Annotated in this window: 22 protein-coding genes; 12 read left to right on the top strand and 10 right to left on the bottom strand. The window is 60.3% G+C overall.

What is annotated here, in order from left to right:
• Positions 1 to 4: 4 nt before the first annotated feature.
• Positions 5 to 1,021: a contractile injection system protein, VgrG/Pvc8 family gene (locus BLO80_RS22400; protein WP_092330578.1), complete on the top strand. Its 1,017-nt coding sequence runs from the start codon at positions 5 to 7 to the stop codon at positions 1,019 to 1,021.
• 30 nt (positions 1,022 to 1,051) lie between these two features.
• Here BLO80_RS22400 and BLO80_RS22395 read toward each other — a convergent pair whose 3' ends face one another.
• Positions 1,052 to 1,864: a lipopolysaccharide biosynthesis protein gene (locus tag BLO80_RS22395; protein ID WP_256574231.1), complete on the bottom strand. Its 813-nt coding sequence runs from the start codon at positions 1,862 to 1,864 to the stop codon at positions 1,052 to 1,054.
• A gap of 274 nt (positions 1,865 to 2,138) precedes the next feature.
• On the opposite strand from BLO80_RS22395, the gene BLO80_RS22390 reads away from it, so the two are divergent.
• From BLO80_RS22390 to recX, 5 genes are all read left to right on the top strand, one after another.
• The gene (locus BLO80_RS22390; protein ID WP_092330575.1) at positions 2,139 to 2,684 is read left to right on the top strand and encodes a glycoside hydrolase family 19 protein; all 546 of its coding nucleotides are present in this window, start codon (positions 2,139 to 2,141) and stop codon (positions 2,682 to 2,684) included.
• A complete protein-coding gene (locus tag BLO80_RS22385; protein ID WP_092330573.1) occupies positions 2,681 to 3,196 on the top strand; it encodes a lysis system i-spanin subunit Rz in 516 nt (171 codons plus the stop codon). Before BLO80_RS22390 ends, BLO80_RS22385 begins: the two co-directional genes overlap by 4 nt.
• Before the next feature lie 71 nt (positions 3,197 to 3,267).
• Entirely contained in the window at positions 3,268 to 3,768 is a 501-nt protein-coding gene (locus tag BLO80_RS22380) for a CinA family protein (protein WP_092205025.1), read from the top strand.
• Positions 3,769 to 3,851: 83 nt separating this feature from the next.
• Positions 3,852 to 4,904: a recombinase RecA gene (gene recA, locus BLO80_RS22375; protein ID WP_003198351.1), complete on the top strand. Its 1,053-nt coding sequence runs from the start codon at positions 3,852 to 3,854 to the stop codon at positions 4,902 to 4,904.
• Positions 4,905 to 4,912: 8 nt separating this feature from the next.
• Entirely contained in the window at positions 4,913 to 5,380 is a 468-nt protein-coding gene (gene recX / locus BLO80_RS22370; protein WP_072410553.1) for a recombination regulator RecX, read from the top strand.
• A gap of 47 nt (positions 5,381 to 5,427) precedes the next feature.
• Here the strand turns inward: recX and BLO80_RS22365 are convergent, their stop codons facing one another.
• Entirely contained in the window at positions 5,428 to 6,546 is a 1,119-nt protein-coding gene (locus BLO80_RS22365; RefSeq protein ID WP_092330570.1) for an LOG family protein, read from the bottom strand.
• Positions 6,547 to 7,001: 455 nt separating this feature from the next.
• On the opposite strand from BLO80_RS22365, the gene BLO80_RS22355 reads away from it, so the two are divergent.
• Complete coding sequence (locus tag BLO80_RS22355; RefSeq protein WP_092330769.1) at positions 7,002 to 7,196, top strand: hypothetical protein; 195 nt, start codon at positions 7,002 to 7,004, stop codon at positions 7,194 to 7,196.
• On the opposite strand, the gene BLO80_RS22350 is transcribed toward BLO80_RS22355, so the two are convergent.
• On the bottom strand, positions 7,197 to 7,619 hold the full coding sequence (locus BLO80_RS22350; protein ID WP_003198359.1) for a quorum-sensing-regulated virulence factor family protein: 423 nt from the start codon (positions 7,617 to 7,619) through the stop codon (positions 7,197 to 7,199). It abuts the gene before it with no gap.
• Positions 7,620 to 7,803: 184 nt separating this feature from the next.
• Here BLO80_RS22350 and BLO80_RS22345 point away from each other — a divergent pair, with 184 nt between their 5' ends.
• From BLO80_RS22345 to BLO80_RS22335, 3 genes are all read left to right on the top strand, one after another.
• Complete coding sequence (locus tag BLO80_RS22345) at positions 7,804 to 8,550, top strand: tRNA-uridine aminocarboxypropyltransferase (protein ID WP_092205022.1); 747 nt, start codon at positions 7,804 to 7,806, stop codon at positions 8,548 to 8,550.
• Positions 8,551 to 8,764: 214 nt separating this feature from the next.
• A complete protein-coding gene (erdR, locus tag BLO80_RS22340; protein ID WP_092330564.1) occupies positions 8,765 to 9,418 on the top strand; it encodes a response regulator transcription factor ErdR in 654 nt (217 codons plus the stop codon).
• Between the two features lie 72 nt (positions 9,419 to 9,490).
• On the top strand, positions 9,491 to 9,853 hold the full coding sequence (locus BLO80_RS22335) for a diacylglycerol kinase (RefSeq protein WP_053118952.1): 363 nt from the start codon (positions 9,491 to 9,493) through the stop codon (positions 9,851 to 9,853).
• 4 nt (positions 9,854 to 9,857) lie between these two features.
• Here the strand turns inward: BLO80_RS22335 and BLO80_RS22330 are convergent, their stop codons facing one another.
• On the bottom strand, positions 9,858 to 10,784 hold the full coding sequence (locus BLO80_RS22330) for a LysR family transcriptional regulator (RefSeq protein ID WP_024617637.1): 927 nt from the start codon (positions 10,782 to 10,784) through the stop codon (positions 9,858 to 9,860).
• A gap of 123 nt (positions 10,785 to 10,907) precedes the next feature.
• Between BLO80_RS22330 and fpr the strand changes: the two genes are divergently transcribed.
• Positions 10,908 to 11,687: a ferredoxin-NADP reductase gene (gene fpr / locus BLO80_RS22325; protein WP_003184787.1), complete on the top strand. Its 780-nt coding sequence runs from the start codon at positions 10,908 to 10,910 to the stop codon at positions 11,685 to 11,687.
• A 204-nt stretch (positions 11,688 to 11,891) separates the two neighbouring features.
• Here the strand turns inward: fpr and tsaA are convergent, their stop codons facing one another.
• From tsaA to rimO, 5 genes are all read right to left on the bottom strand, one after another.
• A complete protein-coding gene (gene tsaA / locus BLO80_RS22320) occupies positions 11,892 to 12,590 on the bottom strand; it encodes a tRNA (N6-threonylcarbamoyladenosine(37)-N6)-methyltransferase TrmO (protein WP_092330561.1) in 699 nt (232 codons plus the stop codon).
• A 206-nt stretch (positions 12,591 to 12,796) separates the two neighbouring features.
• Entirely contained in the window at positions 12,797 to 13,258 is a 462-nt protein-coding gene (locus tag BLO80_RS22315; protein WP_053182473.1) for a YehS family protein, read from the bottom strand.
• A 59-nt stretch (positions 13,259 to 13,317) separates the two neighbouring features.
• On the bottom strand, positions 13,318 to 14,028 hold the full coding sequence (locus tag BLO80_RS22310) for an rRNA pseudouridine synthase (RefSeq protein WP_092330558.1): 711 nt from the start codon (positions 14,026 to 14,028) through the stop codon (positions 13,318 to 13,320).
• A gap of 83 nt (positions 14,029 to 14,111) precedes the next feature.
• Positions 14,112 to 14,585: a GNAT family N-acetyltransferase gene (locus tag BLO80_RS22305; protein WP_072410535.1), complete on the bottom strand. Its 474-nt coding sequence runs from the start codon at positions 14,583 to 14,585 to the stop codon at positions 14,112 to 14,114.
• 140 nt (positions 14,586 to 14,725) lie between these two features.
• A complete protein-coding gene (rimO, locus tag BLO80_RS22300; RefSeq protein ID WP_003198379.1) occupies positions 14,726 to 16,066 on the bottom strand; it encodes a 30S ribosomal protein S12 methylthiotransferase RimO in 1,341 nt (446 codons plus the stop codon).
• Positions 16,067 to 16,401: 335 nt separating this feature from the next.
• On the opposite strand from rimO, the gene BLO80_RS22290 reads away from it, so the two are divergent.
• Positions 16,402 to 18,243, top strand: a complete 1,842-nt coding sequence (locus BLO80_RS22290; RefSeq protein ID WP_371914587.1) for a potassium transporter Kup — start codon at positions 16,402 to 16,404, stop codon at positions 18,241 to 18,243.
• Between the two features lie 118 nt (positions 18,244 to 18,361).
• Here BLO80_RS22290 and BLO80_RS22285 read toward each other — a convergent pair.
• Positions 18,362 to 18,654: transposase (locus tag BLO80_RS22285; protein ID WP_139196897.1), on the bottom strand; the 293-nt coding region annotated here is incomplete at its 5' end.

Here is an 18,654-nt window from a genome sequence, read left to right as displayed (position 1 = left end):
CGACATGTCATTGGGTTTCACGCCTGCGGTGGAAATTTATGGCGCGAACGCCGCGCTGCTCAACGAACGCCTGCTCAAGTGGGAGCATGTCGACGCGGCGGGTATCGAGTCCGATCAACTGACGCTCACCATCAGCCTGGACGGGCTCGAAGGGTTGCCCAGCCTGGGCGGCAAGATTGGCCTGCGGGTCGGCTATCTGGAGTCGGGTCTGGTGGACAAAGGCGAGTTCGTCATCGCCCGGCGCACGCCGTTCCTGTTTCCCCTGCAACTCGTGCTGGTGGCCATGGCAGCGCCGTTCAGCGCGGTGGACCAGACCGGGTTCAAGCAACGCCGATCCGTCAGCCATGGCCCGACGACCCTGGGGGCGCTGTTTCGTCAGTTGACCTCCAGGCACGGGTTCTCCCCCCGAGTGGCGCCGGACCTGTCGTTGATCAAGATCGAGCACATCGATCAGTCCAATGAAACCGACATGGGGTTCCTCACGCGCCTGGCCCACCGTTATGACGCCGTCGCCAAGCCGGTCAACGAGCTGTATGTGCTGGCCCGGCGTGGCCAGGCGAAGTCGTTGTCGGGCAAGGTCCTGCCCGAGATGAAACTGTCGGTGACGACCAACAATCGCCCGGGCGACCACGCCTTCATTTCGGCCAAGCTGGATGAAGGCGCCCGGGCCAAGTACCAAGGCTGCAAGACCCGTTGGTGGGATGCGGCGGCGGGCAAGCTGCAGGTCGAGGAGAGCGGCATCGCGCCGTTCAAGACCCTGCGTCAGCGCTTCCAGAGCGCCGACGATGCCCGCGCCGCCGCTGAAGGAGAGGTGCGTCGGATGCTGCGCGAAGCGCTCAAGGTGACGATCGAGTGCCCGGGTAACCCGGGGCTGTCCGCCGAGGGCATCGTGCTGCTGGATCCCACCTGGCCGGATTTCATGCGCGGTCGCTGGTCGATCGACAAGGTCACCGCCAGTGGCAACCGGGAAAAAAGCTATCGCTGCTTGATTCATGCAACCTGTCTGGATGCCAAGGCGTGACGTATCCAAGAGGGCGGTTTTGGCCGATATTTATCTGGACGCAAGCAGTCGCTTCGCATCATCGACGCTGACTTTCTGGATGATGTGCGTGGGAACCCGGGAGGTGGCGGATAAGTTGTAGACCTGGAAACGTTCGTCGATGACGGAGTCCGCCATCAGCTTCAAGGACGGCAGGATTCGGGTGTGATAGTGCTGGTCCAGGCCGCAGGGGGAACGTTTGCCTTGGGCCGTTTCATAGAATCGGCCTGCGGCCTGGTTCAAGTCGAAGCCTACGAGGAACACCTTGTTGAATCCCAGGTGGTAGGCGATCTGCAAGGCCAGGTACATGACGGTTCGCGCATCGAAGCAGCCGGCGGCGATGTTTTTGCTGAAGCCGATGTCTTTGCTGCGTTTGCTCAGGAAAGATGTTTTCCGGACGAACGACTGCTCTCTGTCAAATAACGTCGCCAGGAAGGAGGCCCTCGGGGCTTTCTTCAGGCTCAGGGTGTGTCCGCTCGGCTGGGTTTCAATGACTTCGAATTGGTCTTCCCATAAGGCAACGTTTTCGCTGAGCCCCATGGCCGTGGCAAACAGCTCGGGTTGCTGACGGGGAAAGTCATTATCGGAGCAGACATAGAAGAACGGTTTTATATCGGTGTCGGCGAACATCGATATGGCGCCATTCATGGTGATCATCGGGATGTCGGCAAACTCATGGATGGGGAAATGCTTCGCCGAATTGCCTGAGGCGATAATAAAGACCGGGCCGCTTTTTGTGTTTCTCAGTTCATCAGGTGAGATTCGCCTTGGCCGGGAGGCGGGAGGACCCTTGCTACACGATCTACCTGAAGTTTCCTTGCTCATCTGTCTTTCCTTGTTCAGATCATCCTTTGTGCCGGGACTATTCGAGTACGTGGCCTTGCCGTCGAAGAGGAGGGTTGGATGCTGAAGTTTCCAGGTTTCCCTCGATATCTCAAGGTGTTTCAGGCGGTTACGATCTGCTAATCGACTGAAATCGTTGCTTTTTGTTCAGCGCAGCTTCGTGCGGTTTCGCTCTGAATACAATGCCGGCTCAACATCGCCATCGCTAAGATTGAATTTTTCGACGATGTTCGTCAAACGCGTTAAGGAGAACGCCATGCCCATCACGTCAGCACAACTGCTGCGTATCTTCCCCAATGCCGGCGCGAATGCCGGCATTTTTACACCTGCCCTCAATGCAGCCATGGGCTGTCGCCAGATCGTCGGCCCCAAGCGTGTCGCCGCGTTCCTCGCCCAGGTTGGTCATGAGTCTGGGCAGTTGCGTTATGTACGAGAGTTGGGCAACGCCGCCTACCTGTCGAAATATGACACCGGCCCGCTGGCCCTGCGCCTGGGTAATACGCCCGAGGCGGATGGCGATGGCCTGAAGTACCGCGGCCGGGGTTTGATTCAGATTACCGGCCGGGCCAACTACCAGGCCTGTGGTGAAGCGCTGGGCCTGGATCTGGTCAAGGCCCCCGAGTTGCTGGAGCAACCGCAGTGGGCTGCACATTCGGCGGCCTGGTTCTGGTCGATCAATGGGCTCAATGCCCTGGCTGATGCAGGGCACTTCGACAAGATTACCCAGCGGATCAATGGCGGCCAGAATGGCGCGGCGGATCGTCGAGCCCTGTATGCACAAGCGCTGAAGGTGCTCGAATGAGCCCGCTCCTGCTACGGCTCGCTCCGGCGGTCTGGCTGGCGCTTTCGCTGGCGGCCGCTGGTGTGACGTGGAAAGTCCAGGACTGGCGCTATGGCAACATCTTGGCGGAGCAAGCCAGGCTACAGGCCGAGACCCTGAATCGATTGACCCTCGCAGCGGCCGCTTCGCAACAGCATGAAGCCGACAGGCGCCTGGCCCTGGAGCGGCAGCTGTCCGCCAGTGAACAAACCCATTACCGAGCCTTGAGCGATGCCCAACGTGACCAGGATCGCCTGCGCGATCGCCTTGCTACTGCCGATGTCCGGCTGTCAGTCCTCCTCGACGCCAACGATGTTGCCGCCGGTTGTGCAGTGCCTGCCGCCACCGGTGCCGGCGGCCTGGATCATGGCGCCCCACGCGCCCGACTTGACCCGGCGCATGCTCAACGAATTATCGCCATCACCGACGCCGGTGATCGCGGACTGATTGCCTTGCAGGCCTGTCAGGCCTATATCAGAGCGCTGGGTCGGTAATCCGGCGAGCCTTGCAAGCGTCGACTGCTCGTGTACGGTAGGCCTCAATCGCGTGGAATCAGGAGAGCACCATGGACGACATTACCGAACTGGCCGCTGAATTGGGCAGACGCCTGCAGTTGCTCAATGCCCACGTCACCACGGCCGAGTCCTGTACGGGCGGGGGGATTGCCGAGGCGATTACCCGGATTCCCGGGAGTTCTGCCTGGTTCGAGGCCGGTTATGTCACCTATTCCAATCGCCAGAAGAGTCAGCAATTGGAGGTGCCGGCCCAGTTGTTCGAGAAGGTCGGGGCGGTCAGCCGCGAAGTGGTCGAGGCCATGGCACAAGGCGCCCAGCGCAAAAGCCTGGCGCGTTTTGCCGTGGCGGTCAGCGGGGTCGCCGGGCCGGACGGGGGCTCGCCGAGCAAACCGGTGGGCACCGTATGGCTCGCCTGGGCCGTTGGCCAGACGCTGATCAGCGAGCAGCGCTTCTTTTCAGGCAACCGCGACGAGGTCCGCCGACAAACGGTGAAGGCCGCGCTAGAGGGGCTGCTGCAACATGCCGCTGTAGAAATCTCAAATCAGGGGTAGGCGATCCTCGATCGCTGTGGAATAATACTGGCTACTTATACAGGTGTTGGCCGTCAGGCCTTATTGATTACGTGAGGACTTTAATGGACGACAACAAGAAGAAAGCCTTGGCTGCGGCCTTGGGTCAGATCGAACGTCAATTCGGCAAGGGTGCCGTAATGCGTATGGGCGATCAGGACCGTCAGGCTATTCCTTCCATCTCCACCGGCTCCCTGGGCCTGGACATTGCGCTTGGCATCGGCGGTCTGCCAAAAGGCCGAATCGTTGAAATCTACGGTCCTGAGTCGTCCGGTAAGACCACGCTGACCCTGTCCGTGATCGCCCAGGCTCAAAAAGCCGGCGCGACCTGCGCCTTCGTCGACGCCGAACACGCCCTGGACCCGGAATATGCCGGCAAACTGGGCGTCAACGTCGACGACCTGCTGGTTTCCCAGCCGGACACCGGCGAGCAGGCCCTGGAAATCACCGACATGCTGGTGCGTTCCAACGCGGTCGACGTGATCATCGTCGACTCCGTGGCGGCATTGGTGCCAAAGGCTGAAATCGAAGGTGAAATGGGCGACATGCACGTGGGCCTCCAGGCTCGCCTGATGTCCCAGGCCCTGCGCAAGATCACCGGTAACATCAAGAACGCCAACTGCCTGGTGATCTTCATCAACCAGATCCGTATGAAGATCGGCGTGATGTTCGGCAGCCCGGAAACCACCACCGGTGGTAACGCACTGAAGTTCTACGCCTCGGTTCGCCTCGACATCCGCCGTACTGGCGCGGTGAAAGAAGGTGATGAGGTTGTCGGTAGCGAAACCCGCGTCAAGGTCGTGAAGAACAAGGTGGCTTCGCCGTTCCGTCAGGCCGAGTTCCAGATTCTTTACGGCAAGGGCATCTACCTCAATGGCGAGATGATCGACCTGGGTGTGTTGCACGGTTTCGTCGAGAAGTCGGGCGCCTGGTATGCCTACAACGGCACCAAGATCGGTCAGGGCAAGGCCAACTCGGCCAAGTTCCTGGCAGATAACCCGGAAGTTGCCGCTGCCCTCGAGAAGCAACTGCGTGACAAACTGTTGAGCCCGGTTGCAGACGTCAAGTCCGTGGCTAATCGCGAGACCGCTGACGATCTGGCTGACGCTGACATCTGATCTATCCGATGACCGTCGTACTCGATACCCTCGTCGCGGTGCGGCGAACCGCGATGGACCTGCTCGCCAGGCGCGAGCACGGTCGGGTCGAGTTGACGCGTAAACTGCGTCAGCGCGGCGCGCCCGATGAATTGATCGACACGGCCCTCGACCGTTTGACTGAAGAGGGCTTGCTGTCGGAGTCCCGTTACCTGGAAAGCTTCGTCGCTTATCGCGCCCGCTCCGGCTACGGTCCTTTGCGCATTCGTGAGGAGCTTGGCCAGCGCGGTTTGCAACGCCCGGATATCGAACTTGCCTTGCGCGAAAGTGGTATCGATTGGCAGGAGCAACTGACGGACACCTGGCGTCGCAAGTTCTCAGGGCATTTGCCTATCGATGCACGAGAGCGAGCCAAGCAAGGGCGTTTTCTGGCGTACCGAGGCTACTCCATGGAAATGATCAACCGCTTGTTCAGCGGTCGCGGCATGGATGATTAATTGAAAAACGGCCCGCTATTTCGATAGCGGGCCGTTTTTTTATGGGCTCAGGTCACCTTGATTGGCTCCCAGGTAAGGGGATGGGGCTTTTGGGCGGGTTGGGCCCAGTTTTCCGGCAGGTTGATGTAGTCCACCAATTCCCTCAAACGACCATGATTACGCGCGTTGAAGGTGAACGTCAGACGTGTCAGGTGACTGAACCGGGCCTCGTCGTGCTCTTCACCGCTGTAGTCATGTTGATGAAAACAATCGTTCAGGCACAGGTCGGCGAAATCTACCTGCATCTGCTGCAGTGCCTGTTCGCTTAGCTTGTGATTCATGCGAATCACGAACTGATGCTTGAGCCAGCGACTGGAGTGGAAGTTGCGGTAGAACTGATTGATCTCTTCCACGGCCTCTTCGGCGTTGTATACCAGGCGCATGAGCTTCATGTCGGTGGGCAGGATGTAGCGATTTTCTTCCAACTGCTCGTGAATAAAGTCCAGGGCGCTTTGCCAGAACCTGCCCCCGGGAACATCCAGCAGGACCACCGGTACCAGTGGGCTTTTGCCGGTCTGGACCAGCGTCAGGACTTCCAGCGCCTCGTCAAGCGTGCCGAAACCGCCAGGGCAGAGCACCAATGCATCGGCCTCCTTGACGAAAAACAGCTTGCGGGTGAAGAAGAAGTGGAACGGCAGCAGGTTCGACGTGCCTTCAACGGTCGGGTTCGCGTGTTGTTCGAAAGGCAGGGTGATATTGAAGCCCAGGCTATGGTCAAGCCCCGCGCCTTCATGGGCCGCGGCCATGATGCCTCCGCCGGCACCGGTGATGACCATCATGTCCGAGCGGGCCAGCGAAGCGCCCAATTCTCGGGCCAGGCTGTACAGCGGATGTTCGATAGGCGTTCGGGCCGAGCCGAAAACCGTGACCTTGCGCCGGCCCTTGAATTGTTCGAGCGTACGGAAGGCGTGTTCCAATTCCCTCAGGGTCTGCAGCGTGATCTTGGCATTCCAGCGGTTGTGATCTTCCTGGGCCATGCGCAGCACAGTCAGGATCATGTCACGGTAAATGGGGAGGTTGGGGCTGTTGGGAGACACCAGGTTGAGTTGTTCTTCGACCTTGCGGGTAAGGTCGTGGCCGTGGTTCTCAAAATGACGACTGAGCAGGTCATTCGGTTTATAAGGCATTCAACTTCTCCTTCTTAACAGGACCCTGGCCCGGATGAGAGATTCATCAGGGCCACGACACTTCGTGTGTCGTCGTCAGCCCAGGCAGCGGCCTGGAGGTTGACCTGGCTTGACGCGGTCTGCAGCAGGGCGACCAAGCCATCCAGCGGATTCTGTTTTTCCCTTTTGATGAAAACAAGCACGCCAAGGTGTTGGCCGGGCAGCCTCTTTCTGCCCGATGCAAATACTCTGAATACTTCTGAATCTAGCTGATCTTTGCTGTCCTGATCATGGCGCTCAAAAGTGACCGTTGGCAACCGCTGGATAAGTGCACCGCCCTATAGCGCCGCTCGTCAGATTGCCGGCCGGGTGCGTGCCGCTCTGATTTACTGATAACAAGCGTGGCAATGCAATTTGGCGCTCAGGGCTGGTGCTACGTGATGGATTGAAGCGGATCGGGCATGGAGGCGGGAGAGATGACCAGGGTGACTCTGGAGCTCGACAGGCAGTTGTACTTGATGCTGTTGGAATCGGCGCAGGCCAATCGAGTGAGTCTTGAGGAGGAATGCTGTCGTCGACTGGCAGGGCGGGCATGGCGCTCGCGCTACCTGCAGGCGCTGGTGGCGGAACTGCGCGCCGACGATGAGCAGCGGCGCGCAAGCTCGGGTTGATTACTTCTTCGTCTTGGCGGGTTTCGGGCAATCCGATTCCTGGAAGCGCTCGGTCGCGACCGGGCGGTTGGTCTTAACCTCGGTGAATTCGTAGCGCATTGTCGCGCCCTTGGCCATCAGCTTGCGGAAGCCCGGATTGGTGCACACCGTGGAGCCCAACTGGAAATACACGGCCTTGGGGTCTGCGCGCATTTTCTGGGCATGGCTGCTTTGCACGCTGAGGTGGTTGATCAGCTCGGTGCCTTCGACGGTATACCCCTGGTCGAGAATGTCTTCGTTGATCGCCCGTGGCGTACCGACGCTGCTTTCCTTGGCAACGTTCTGCAGCATCTTGTTCAGTTCGAGTTCTTTCAGCGACGCAGCCTGAGCGCTGAAGGACGTCGCCAGCAGGACGGCAACGGTAGGGACGATAAGGCGCAGCATGAAACTCTCCTGGTTCAGTGACTGGTGGTTCGACCGATCACATGACTGTGCGTTCAGTGGCCGGGGATTATAGGGGAGCCTGGGTGGACGGTACAGGCTCGTGCGCTCTGGTAGACTGCCGGCCTTTATTGCCCTGCCGAGTGTTGTTCGTGTCGAGTTTTCCTGTCTGCCGGCGTCGCCCACGATGAATCACGCCCCTAACGCCGTAGCCCGCCTGCGCGACCAGCGCATCGATGAAGGGATCAAGCCGATCCAGGCCCGAGGCTGGCGCGCCCCCCGTTGCAGTGCCTGCCGGGTGATCGAGAGCCATTGCCTGTGCGCCTGGCGTCCGAGCGTCGAAACCCGTTCCGGGGTCTGCCTGATCATGACCAACAAGGAAGTGTTCAAGCCGAGCAACACCGGTTGGCTGATCGCCGATGTGGTGCGCGACAACCATGCGTTCATCTGGTCGCGCACGGAGATCGATGAGCAACTGCTGGCGTTGCTGAACGATCCGCAATGGCAGCCGTACCTGGTGTTTCCGGGTGAATACGTCGAGCCATCGCGGGTCACCCACACGGTGGACCTCGATCAGTCCAGGCGCCCGTTGTTCATTCTGCTGGACGCGACCTGGACGGAGGCGCGGAAGATTTTCCGTAAGAGCCCGTATTTCGACCGGCTGCCGATCCTGAGCCTGCTGCCCGACAAACTGTCGCGCTACCGTTTGCGTCGTTCGACCCGCAGCGAGCACCTGTGCACTGCGGAAGTGGCGGCGTTGTGTCTGGAGTTGGCGGGGGACAGCGACGCCGCGTCGGCCCTGGATGCCTATTTCGATGTGTTCAGCCAGCATTACCTGGGCGCCAAGGGCCAGCAGCAGGTCAACGTGTCGACCCCGGCCCATGCCGAGTTGCAACCCTTCATTCGTACGCCGCACACGGTATTGGCTCAATAGTGGCCCATACTGGATACAGGGGCGGCCGTGCTGCTTGACCACCCCGGCTTCGCTGGGCATGCTTGGCGCCGACCAGGGCGCCGCCCGTGTTTGAAACGTCATGTCTGGCGTTGCACATGCCCCTGTGGATGCCGCCGCAGGGCGGTGTCTTGAGTTGTCTTGGCGAGGTGCGAATGCTTCGGGCCTGCCATTAAAAAACAGGATCATTTGAAAAATGGCCACATACGAAATCCTGATTGCCGATGATCACCCGCTCTTTCGCAGCGCGTTGCATCAGGCAGTGACCCTGGGCCTTGGCCCGGATGTCCGATTGACGGAGGTGGCCAGTATCGCGGAACTGGAGGTCCAGTTGACGGCGAAGTCCGATTGGGACCTGGTGCTGCTGGATCTGAACATGCCCGGTGCCTATGGTTTTTCAGGGCTGGTGCTGTTGCGCGGCCAATACCCGCAGATCCCCGTGGTCATGGTCTCGGCCCAGGAAGAAGCGTCAGTGATGGTCAAGGCCCGGGAGTTCGGCGCCAGTGGCTTCATCCCCAAGTCCAGCTCCCTTGAAATGATTCAAAAGGCCGTGAAGGCGGTCCTGGACGGCGATGCCTGCTGGCCGCCCCAGGCGTTTGAAGCCGTGAGCGTGTCCGAAGAGGCCAAGGCCGCCAGCGCGGGCCTGGCCAGCCTCACGCCGCAGCAGTTTCGAGTGTTGACCATGGTCTGTGAAGGCCTGCTGAACAAGCAGATTGCTTATGAGCTGAACGTGTCGGAGGCCACTATCAAGGCCCACGTCACGGCGATATTCCGTAAACTGAACGTACGCACCCGGACCCAGGCGGCCTTGCTGTTGCAACAACTTGAGTCAATTTCGCCGCAGGCTTGATGCGCTGCTTCACGCTTTTTTGACCGGGTTTGAATTAGTTTCTCCACTCCTTTTCGATCAGTTGCTCACTCTATGTCACCTTTTAAAGGCCAGACCGGCCTGAAACGCATTCTCAACGCCTCCGGCTATTCCTTGGACGGGCTGCGCGCGGCTTTTGTCGGCGAAGCGGCTTTTCGTCAGTTGGTGTTGCTCAACGTCGTACTGATTCCGTTGTCCTTCTTCCTGAACGTCAGCCGTGTCGAACAGGCGCTGCTGATTGCCGTGTGCCTGCTGGCATTGATCGTGGAATTGCTCAACTCTGCGGTGGAGGCGGCCATCGACCGCATCTCCCTGGAGCTGCACCCGTTGTCGAAAAACGCCAAGGACATGGGCAGCGCTGCCCAGTTCGTCGCCCTGACGATGATCGCGTTGGTGTGGGGCCTGATCCTGCTGTAACGGCTCAGGCAATGGCCGGCAGCACGATTTCGTCGCTGCGCTGGGCCCCGGCGGTGAACGCCCGGCACAATTCGAGAAATTCGCGCATGGCGGAGGTCTGGTACTTCTGTTTGTGCCAGATGAAATAGAACTGCCGCGCCAGGTCCATGTCCGGTGTTTCCACCGCGACGAGGCTGCCGCGGCGGAAGGCGTCGCGCAGGGCCAGGCGTGAGATGCAGCCAATGCCCAGGCCGGATTCAACGGCGCGCTTGATCGCTTCGGTGTGTTCCAGCTCCAGGCGGATGTTCAATGCGCTGCGGTGGTGGCGCATGGCCTGGTCGAAAGTCAGTCGCGTGCCCGAACCCTGTTCCCGCAGAATCCAGGCTTCATGGGTCAATTCCTCCATGGTCGCCTGGCCGCGCTTGGCCAACGGGTGTTGAGGGGCGCAGAACACCACCAGTTCGTCCTCGACCCAGCTTTGCACTTCGATATCCGGATGGCTGCAGTCGCCTTCGATTAGACCCAGATCAATTTCATAATGGGCAACCTGGTGCACGATATTGGCAGTGTTCTGCACGTGCAGCTTCACCTGGCTTTCCGGATGGCGCTGCATGAACCCGCCGATCAACAAGGTCGCCAGGTAATTGCCGATGGTCAGCGTCGCGCCGACCGCCAGTGAGCCGAAACCGGACTTGCCATTGAGCAGGTCTTCGATCTCCTTGGCCTGGTCCAGCAGCGCCACTGCCTGGGGCAGCAGCTGTTTGCCCAAGGCATTGAGGCTCAGGCGTTTGCCGGCACGGTCGAACAGCTGGCAGCTCGATTGCCGCTCCAGTTCGGTGATGGAGGTGCTGGCCGCCGACTGCGACAAGTTGAGCTGGCCTGCAGCGCGAGACACGCTTTCTTGTTGGGCGACGGCGACGAAGACTTGAAGTTGACGTAGAGTAAATCGCATATCGATATAACCGATAACCCTTATCTTAATAATCCATTTAACAGATATTGTCGCCGCCATTAGAATGCGATGCAATATTGCGCAGGTTATCCGCGCAGGCATCATTCCCAGGAGTCCCCGTACATGAGCAACATGAACCACGAGCGTGTCCTCAGTGTTCATCACTGGAACGACACTCTGTTCAGCTTCAAGTGCACCCGCGATCCGGGCCTGCGCTTCGAGAACGGTCAGTTCGTGATGATCGGCCTGCAACAGCCCAACGGCCGCCCGCTTATGCGCGCTTACTCGATTGCCAGCCCGAACTGGGAAGAGCATCTCGAATTCTTCAGCATCAAGGTGCCCGACGGTCCGTTGACTTCCCAGTTGCAGCACCTGAAGGAAGGCGACGAGATCATCATCAGCAAGAAACCCACCGGCACCCTGGTGCTGGACGATCTCAAGCCGGGCAAGCATTTGTACCTGCTCAGCACCGGCACCGGCCTGGCGCCGTTCATGAGCGTCATCCAGGATCCGGAAACTTATGAGCGTTTCGAAAAAGTGATCCTGTGCCACGGCGTGCGTTACGTCAATGAAGTCGCTTACCGCGAATTCATCACCGAGCACTTGCCGCAGAACGAGTTCTTCGGCGAAGCCCTGCGTGACAAGCTGATCTACTACCCGACCGTGACGCGCGAGCCGTTCGAGAACGAAGGCCGCCTGACCGACCTGATGCGCAGTGGCAAGCTGTTCCGCGACATCGGCCTGCCACCGATCAACCCGCAGGACGACCGCGCCATGCTGTGCGGCAGCCCGAGCATGCTCGACGAGACCAGTGAAGTGCTCAACAGCTTCGGCCTGACCGTTTCGCCGCGTATGCGCGAGCCGGGTGACTACCTGATCGAGCGGGCGTTTGTAGAGAAGTAAGCTGTTGGGGTGACTGATAGATCGCCATCGCGAGCAAGCTCGCTCCCACAAGGGATGTTCATTGAACACAGGTTCTCTGTTCACAACAGACCCAGTGTGGGAGCGAGCTTGCTCGCGATGGCCGCGACTCGGTCCAACTGACTGAGCATAAAAAAAGCCCGCGCCGCCTGATAAAGGCCGCGCGGGCTTTTTCGTTTCCGGGCTTTATTTAACGGCAGGAACGACTTCCAATACCCGGATCACCCCCGGTTGCGGGTAATGCCAGCGAACGTCCACATCCCAGAACTGCGCGCCATATTCCCGTTCGGCCGTGGGAATCTGGTACGCCGGGCGTGGGTCTTGGGCCAGGCATTGTTCAATCAACGCCACCAACGGCTCTTCCAGGCGCGTGGCATGCTCGTGTGCTTGAACCAGAGCGGTGTCCGCCCATTGCACCGCAATCAACTCAGGCGCGGCGCTGGCGATGCTGTTGGAGGCCGAGCCGATGATGTCGGCGTAGGGCACGTAGGGCTTGATGTCGAGCACCGGCGTGCCGTCCAGCAAATCGATACCCGAGAGCCACAGGCGCCCGGCTTCGACCCGTTCCAGCTTCACGACCGACTGGCCAATGCCGTTGGGGCGATGGGTGGCGCGGGTGGCGAACACACCCATGGACTTGTTGCCGCCCAGGCGTGGCGGGCGCACTTTCAAGCGTGGCTTGTCCTCCAGGGCCTGGTGGAACAGGAACAGCAGCCAGACATGGCTGACCTGCTCCAGGCCTTGCACCGCCTCGCCCTGGTCGAACGGCGCCACCAGCTCCAGCACACCGCGTGCGGCCGGAGCCAGTTGCGGTTGGCGGGGGATGGCGAACTTCTCCTTGAAGCAGGAGCGGACGAAGCCGATGGGAGAGACGCTGTAGGTCATGGGTTGAAATCGAGGCGAGATGGAGAGGACATGATAACGCGAGAGCTGAAATCGACACGGTCCTCTGTGGCGAGGGAGCTTGCTCCCGTTGGGCCGCGAAGCGGCCCCCCTGGTGTTATCTGACACACCGCGAGGGGACGCTGCGCGTCCAGCGGGAGCAAGCTCCCTCGCCACAAAAGCCCTCAGGATTCAGCTGTCCTTCAAAGTCAGCCGCGAACGCGCAGCGTCAGGCCCTTGAGGAAGTTGCGCAGCAATTGGTCGCCACATGGGCGGTAGTTGGTGTGGCCGAACTTGCGGAACAGCGCGCTCAGCTCCGGCTTGGACACCGGGAACTCGGCGGCCTTGAGGATGGCGTGCATGTCGTCTTCCTTCAGCTCGAAGGCCACCCGCAGTTTCTTGAGGATGATGTTGTTGGTCACTGGCACTTCGATCGGCTGCGGCGGACGGCTTTCGTCCTTGCCACGCTTGAAGATCACCAGCCCATCGAGAAAATGCGCCATGACCTCGTCAGGGCAGAACACGAAGCCTTCTTCCTCGTCTTTCTTGAGGTAGCCCGCCAGGTCCGCCAGGGAGACGTCCAGGCCACCCAGCTTGATGATCTCGATGACTTTCTTGTCGCTGATGTCGAGCATGTAGCGCACGCTGCGCAGTACGTCGTTGTGAATCATGTGTGCAGTCCTGATCAATCGGCAGTGGGCGCCTGCGTTCGGTGCGGCGCCGGAAAAAATTAGAATTTCTCTTTGGCGGACAGGTAGCGCCACTGGCCCAGCGGCACCTTGCCGATGGACACGCCGCCGATGCGGATACGGCGAATGGCGACGACCTTGAGCCCGACCGCCTGGCAAAACAGAGCGATCACGCCGGGCTGTGGGTTTTTCATGGCAAAGCGCAGGCGGTTCTCGTTCTGCCAGCTGGCCTTGACCGCCGGCAGCTCCTTGCCCTTGTAGGTCAAGCCATGGTTCAGGCGATTGAGGCCATGGGCGACCATGTCGCCTTCGACTTCCACCACGTATTCCTGCTCGATCTTGGCGGCGTCGGCGGTGAGCTTGCGCAAGATCTTCCAATCCTGGGTGAACACCAGCAGCCCGCTGGCGTTGGCCTGCAGGTCGGCACTGGCGGTCAGGCGCAGGAAATGCCCCTTGAGCGGTCGCTTACCGAAGCGATGCTCTTCGCTCAGGGTCTGCGGTCCAAGAGAGGCCATCGCGGCGTCTACGTCCATGCCCGCCGGGGCGTTCAACAGGAGTGTCACCGGCTCCGGCGCGGTGGCCTTGGCCTCGGGGTCGAGTTCGACCTTCTGGGTCGTTACCTTGAACTGCGGTTCGTCGATCACTTCGCCATCCACGGTGACCCAGCCGCCCTCGATGAACAGCTCAGCCTCGCGACGGGAACAGCCGACGAGTTCGATGAGGCGTTTGGAGAGACGAATCGGGTCAGTCATGACGGGGGCCGTAACAAAAAGAGGGTGGGCATTGTACCTGCCTGGGGCCGGTTAATCGCGGGTCCATTTGCCTCATGCAACTTTTAGCCGCGTCCGGCCTTCAGGTCGGGCTGCTTGTAGCGCATGTGCAGCAGTGGGTAGGGCTGGTTCATGCCATCTTTTGCCGAGCGCCCGACCACTTCGAAGCCTTGCTTGAGGTAAAAGCCCAAGGCTTGCGGGTTCTGTTCGTTGACGTCCAGTTGGTTGGCGTTCAGGTGTTCCATGGCGTAGCGCAGCAACAGCTTGCCCAGGCCCTGGCCACGGTGTTGCGGGGCGATGAAGAGCATCTCGACCTTGCCAGCCGCGACACCGGCGAAGCCGGTGATCCGCTGGCGCGCGTCCCGGGTGCAAATGAGCATCACCGCATCCAGGTAACGGGTGAGCACCAGGTTTTTCAGCAGTTCGATGTAGCTGTCTGGCAGAAACTCATGGGTGGCCCGCACCGACGCCTCCCAAACCTGGGTCAGTTCCTGGTAATCGCTCGGTTTCGGTGTATGGATGACCGAATGCTGGCGCATGTCCGCCTGTTCCTTGTGCTGCAAGTCCGGTGTTTCTCCATACGATAGCCGTAAAAAAGCCCCGCATCCTGTGAGGATGGCGAGGCTTTTCAGTTTTTCGGCTCCCACAGGTATTGCAGCAACCTGTAGAGCGCGGCAGATCAACCGATCTGTTCAGCCCACAAGTCATACTCGTCGGCATCGGTCACCTTGCACCAGACCTTGTCCCCTGGCTTGAGGTTGCTGCCGTTGTCGATGAAGACGTTGCCGTCGATTTCCGGCGCGTCGAAGAAGCAGCGGCCCACGGCGCCTTGCTCGTCCACTTCATCCACCAGCACTTCGATTTCACGGCCGATGCGCATTTGCAGGCGCGCCGAGCTGATGGCCTGCTGGTGCGCCATGAAGCGTTCCCAACGGTCCTGCTTGACGTCGTCCGGCACCACGTCCAGGTCCAGGTCGTTGGCCGGTGCGCCTTCCACAGGGGAATACTGGAAGCAGCCAACGCGGTCGAGCTGGGCTTCGGTCAGCCAGTCCAAGAGGTACTGGAAGTCTTCTTCGGTTTCGCCGGGGAAGCCGACGATGAAGGTCGAGCGGATGATCAGGTCCGGGCAGATTTCGCGCCAGTTCTTGATGCGGGCCAGGGTCTTGTCTTCGAAAGCCGGGCGCTTCATGGCCTTGAGGACTTTCGGGCTGGCGTGCTGGAACGGGATGTCCAGGTACGGCAGGATCTTGCCGGCCGCCATCAGCGGGATCAGTTCGTCGACATGCGGATACGGGTAAACGTAATGCAGGCGGACCCAGACGCCTAGGGTGCTGAGGGCTTCGCACAGTTCGGTCATGCGGGTTTTCACCGGCGCGCCGTTCCAGAAGCCGGTGCGGTATTTCACGTCGACGCCGTAGGCGCTGGTGTCCTGGGAGATCACCAGCAGCTCCTTGACGCCGGCCTTGACCAGGCGCTGGGCTTCGTCGAGCACATCGCCCACCGGACGGCTCACCAGCTTGCCGCGCATCGACGGGATGATGCAGAAACTGCAGCTGTGGTTGCAGCCTTCGGAAATCTTCAGGTAGGCGTAGTGGCGCGGAGTCAGCTTGATGCCTTGTGGCGGCACCAGGTCGATCAGCGGGTTGTGGTCCTGGCGTGGCGGCACCACGTCATGCACGGCGTTGACCACCTGCTCGTACTGCTGCGGCCCGGTCACGGACAGCACGCTTGGGTGCACGTTGCGGATGTTGCCTTCTTCCACACCCATGCAGCCGGTGACGATGACCTTGCCGTTTTCCTTGATGGCTTCGCCGATCACTTCCAGGGACTCGGCCTTGGCCGAATCGATGAAGCCGCAGGTGTTGACCACGACCACGTCGGCGTCCTGATACGTGGACACGACGTCATAGCCTTCCATGCGCAGCTGGGTCAGGATGCGCTCGGAGTCGACCAGAGCCTTCGGGCAACCCAGGGATACGAAGCCAACCTTCGGATTGGCTGGCGCGGTAGTGGTGGACATGTCTAACCTCGGTGTAGGGGGGATCGTCTCTTGCCGAGACAGGGCGCCTGGCGCGCCTCTGATCAAAAAGTGCGCAATTCTATCCAGGGTCGACGCACTTGACCAGCTTTATACCGGGAAATGCGACGAGTGCTGCGCTATGCTTCGCGCCTTTGCGTTCTGGCGATTGCTACAGTCAACAAAACGTCTGTAACAATGCGTAAAACAGCGCATGCTGCCTCAACAAAGCATAGTGCTTCGTTCAAGAAGACAGGTCTGGGAAACGGGAGTGTTGGATGGGTCATGCAAGTAGTCAGGTGGCAGGTGCCGAGCATTCGGCAGCGAAGCCGCTGAGCATGCTGGTCGCGGCGGTCGGGGTGGTTTATGGCGACATTGGTACCAGCCCGTTGTACACCCTCAAGGAAGTGTTTTCCGGTGCCTATGGCGTGCCTGTCAATCACGATGGGGTGCTGGGGATTCTGTCGCTGATTTTCTGGTCGCTGATCTGGGTCGTGTCGATCAAGTACATGATGTTCGTGCTGCGCGCCGACAACCAGGGCGAGGGCGGGATCATGGCGCTCACTGCTCTGGCGCGGCGAGCCGCGGCGGGAAGGGCGCGACTGCGGACATTCCTGGTGATCTGCGGCTTGATCGGCGCGGCGCTGTTCTACGGCGACAGCATGATCACGCCAGCGATCTCCGTGCTCTCGGCCATTGAAGGCCTTGGCCTGGCGTTCGAAGGCATCGATCACTGGGTGGTGCCCTTGTCGCTGGTGGTGCTGGTGGGGCTGTTCCTGATCCAGCGCCACGGCACTGCACGGATCGGCACCTTGTTTGGCCCGATCATGGTGACCTGGTTCCTGGTGCTTGGCGCCCTGGGTGTGTACGGCATCGCTCAACATTCAGAAGTGTTGCAGGCGGTGAACCCGGCCTGGGCCGTGCGTTTTTTTATCGTCCACCCGGGCATGGGCGTGGCGATCCTCGGTGCCGTGGTGTTGGCGCTGACCGGCGCCGAAGCGCTGTACGCCGACATGGGGCACTTCGGCCGCAAACCGATTGCCCGTGCCTGGTTCATTCTGGTGTTGCCGGCGCTGGTGCTTAATTACTTCGGCCAGGGCGCGTTGTTGCTGGGCGACCCGGAAGCGGCGCGCAACCCGTTCTATCTGCTGGCGCCGAGCTGGGCGTTGCTCCCGTTGGTGGGCCTGTCGACCCTGGCTACGGTGATTGCCTCGCAAGCGGTGATTTCCGGCGCGTTCTCCCTGACGCGCCAGGCGATCCAGCTCGGTTACATCCCGCGCATGTACATCCAGCACACCTCCAGCGCCGAGCAGGGCCAGATCTACATCGGTGCGGTGAACTGGTCGCTGATGGTCGGCGTGGTGCTGCTGGTGCTGGGTTTCGAGTCTTCCGGCGCGCTGGCTTCGGCCTACGGCGTGGCCGTGACCGGTACGATGCTGATGACCACGATTCTGGTGTCCGCCGTGATACTGCTGTTGTGGAAGTGGCCGCCGCTGTTGGCTGTTCCGTTGCTCCTCGGCTTCCTTTTGGTGGACGGTTTGTATTTCGCCGCCAACGTGCCGAAAATCATCCAGGGCGGTGCGTTCCCGGTCATCGCCGGTATTGCCTTGTTCGTGCTGATGACCACCTGGAAGCGCGGCAAGCAATTGCTGGTGGAGCGCCTGGATGAAGGGGCATTGCCGCTGCCGATCTTCATCAGCAGCATCCGCGTGCAGCCGCCGCACCGGGTCCAGGGCACCGCCGTGTTCCTGACCGCGCGTTCGGACGCTGTGCCTCACGCGCTATTGCACAATCTATTGCACAACCAGGTGCTGCATGAGCAGGTGGTGCTGCTGACCGTGGTCTACGAAGACATTCCCCGGGTGCCACCGCAGCGGCGCTTCGAGGTCGACGCCTATGGCGAAGGGTTCTTCCGGGTGATCCTGCACTTCGGTTTCATCGACGAGCCGGACGTTCCGCAGGCGCTCAAGCTCTGTCATCTCGATGACCTGGACTTCAGCCCGATGCGTACCACCTACTTCCTCAGTCGCGAGACCGTCATCGCCTCCAAGCTTGAGGGCATGGCCCGCTGGCGCGAGATACTGTTCGCCTTCATGCTGAAAAATGCCAACGGCAACCTTCGCTTCTTCAATCTGCCGTTGAACCGGGTGATTGAACTGGGGACGCAGGTCGAGATGTAGCATCAGGAAAACAAAAGCCCTCGTTGCCTTGCGGCGGCGGGGGCTTTTTTATGGGCGACACAAAGGCTGATGCCAGAGTCAAGCCCCTGTGGGAGATTCTATGGTGCAGGGCTACCCCCTAAATGCCTTTCGGTAAATATTCGCTCTGATTCTTCAGCAGGGCGAATACCACTCGGGCAAGCTTGCGGGCCAGTGCTACTAATGCTTCGGTTGTGCTGAGTCCCCGGGCCCTTAGTGCCTCATAAAAACCCTTCCATGCCGCTGTGCGCCTCGCCGACATCGCGGCGTTATGCATCAATCGACGGGCCTCTGGGTCACCTCGCTTAGACAGGCAGCGGCGTCCCTTCTTTTTCCCTGAGTCCGATATACGCAGGTCTAGCCCCAGAAAAGCGATGAAGGCATCGGCATTTC

The organism is Pseudomonas sp. NFACC56-3, from assembly GCF_900100025.1.
In the GTDB taxonomy this organism is placed as follows: Bacteria; Pseudomonadota; Gammaproteobacteria; order Pseudomonadales; family Pseudomonadaceae; genus Aquipseudomonas; species Aquipseudomonas fluorescens_AA.
This window is presented reverse-complemented; position numbering and strand designations above follow the sequence as displayed.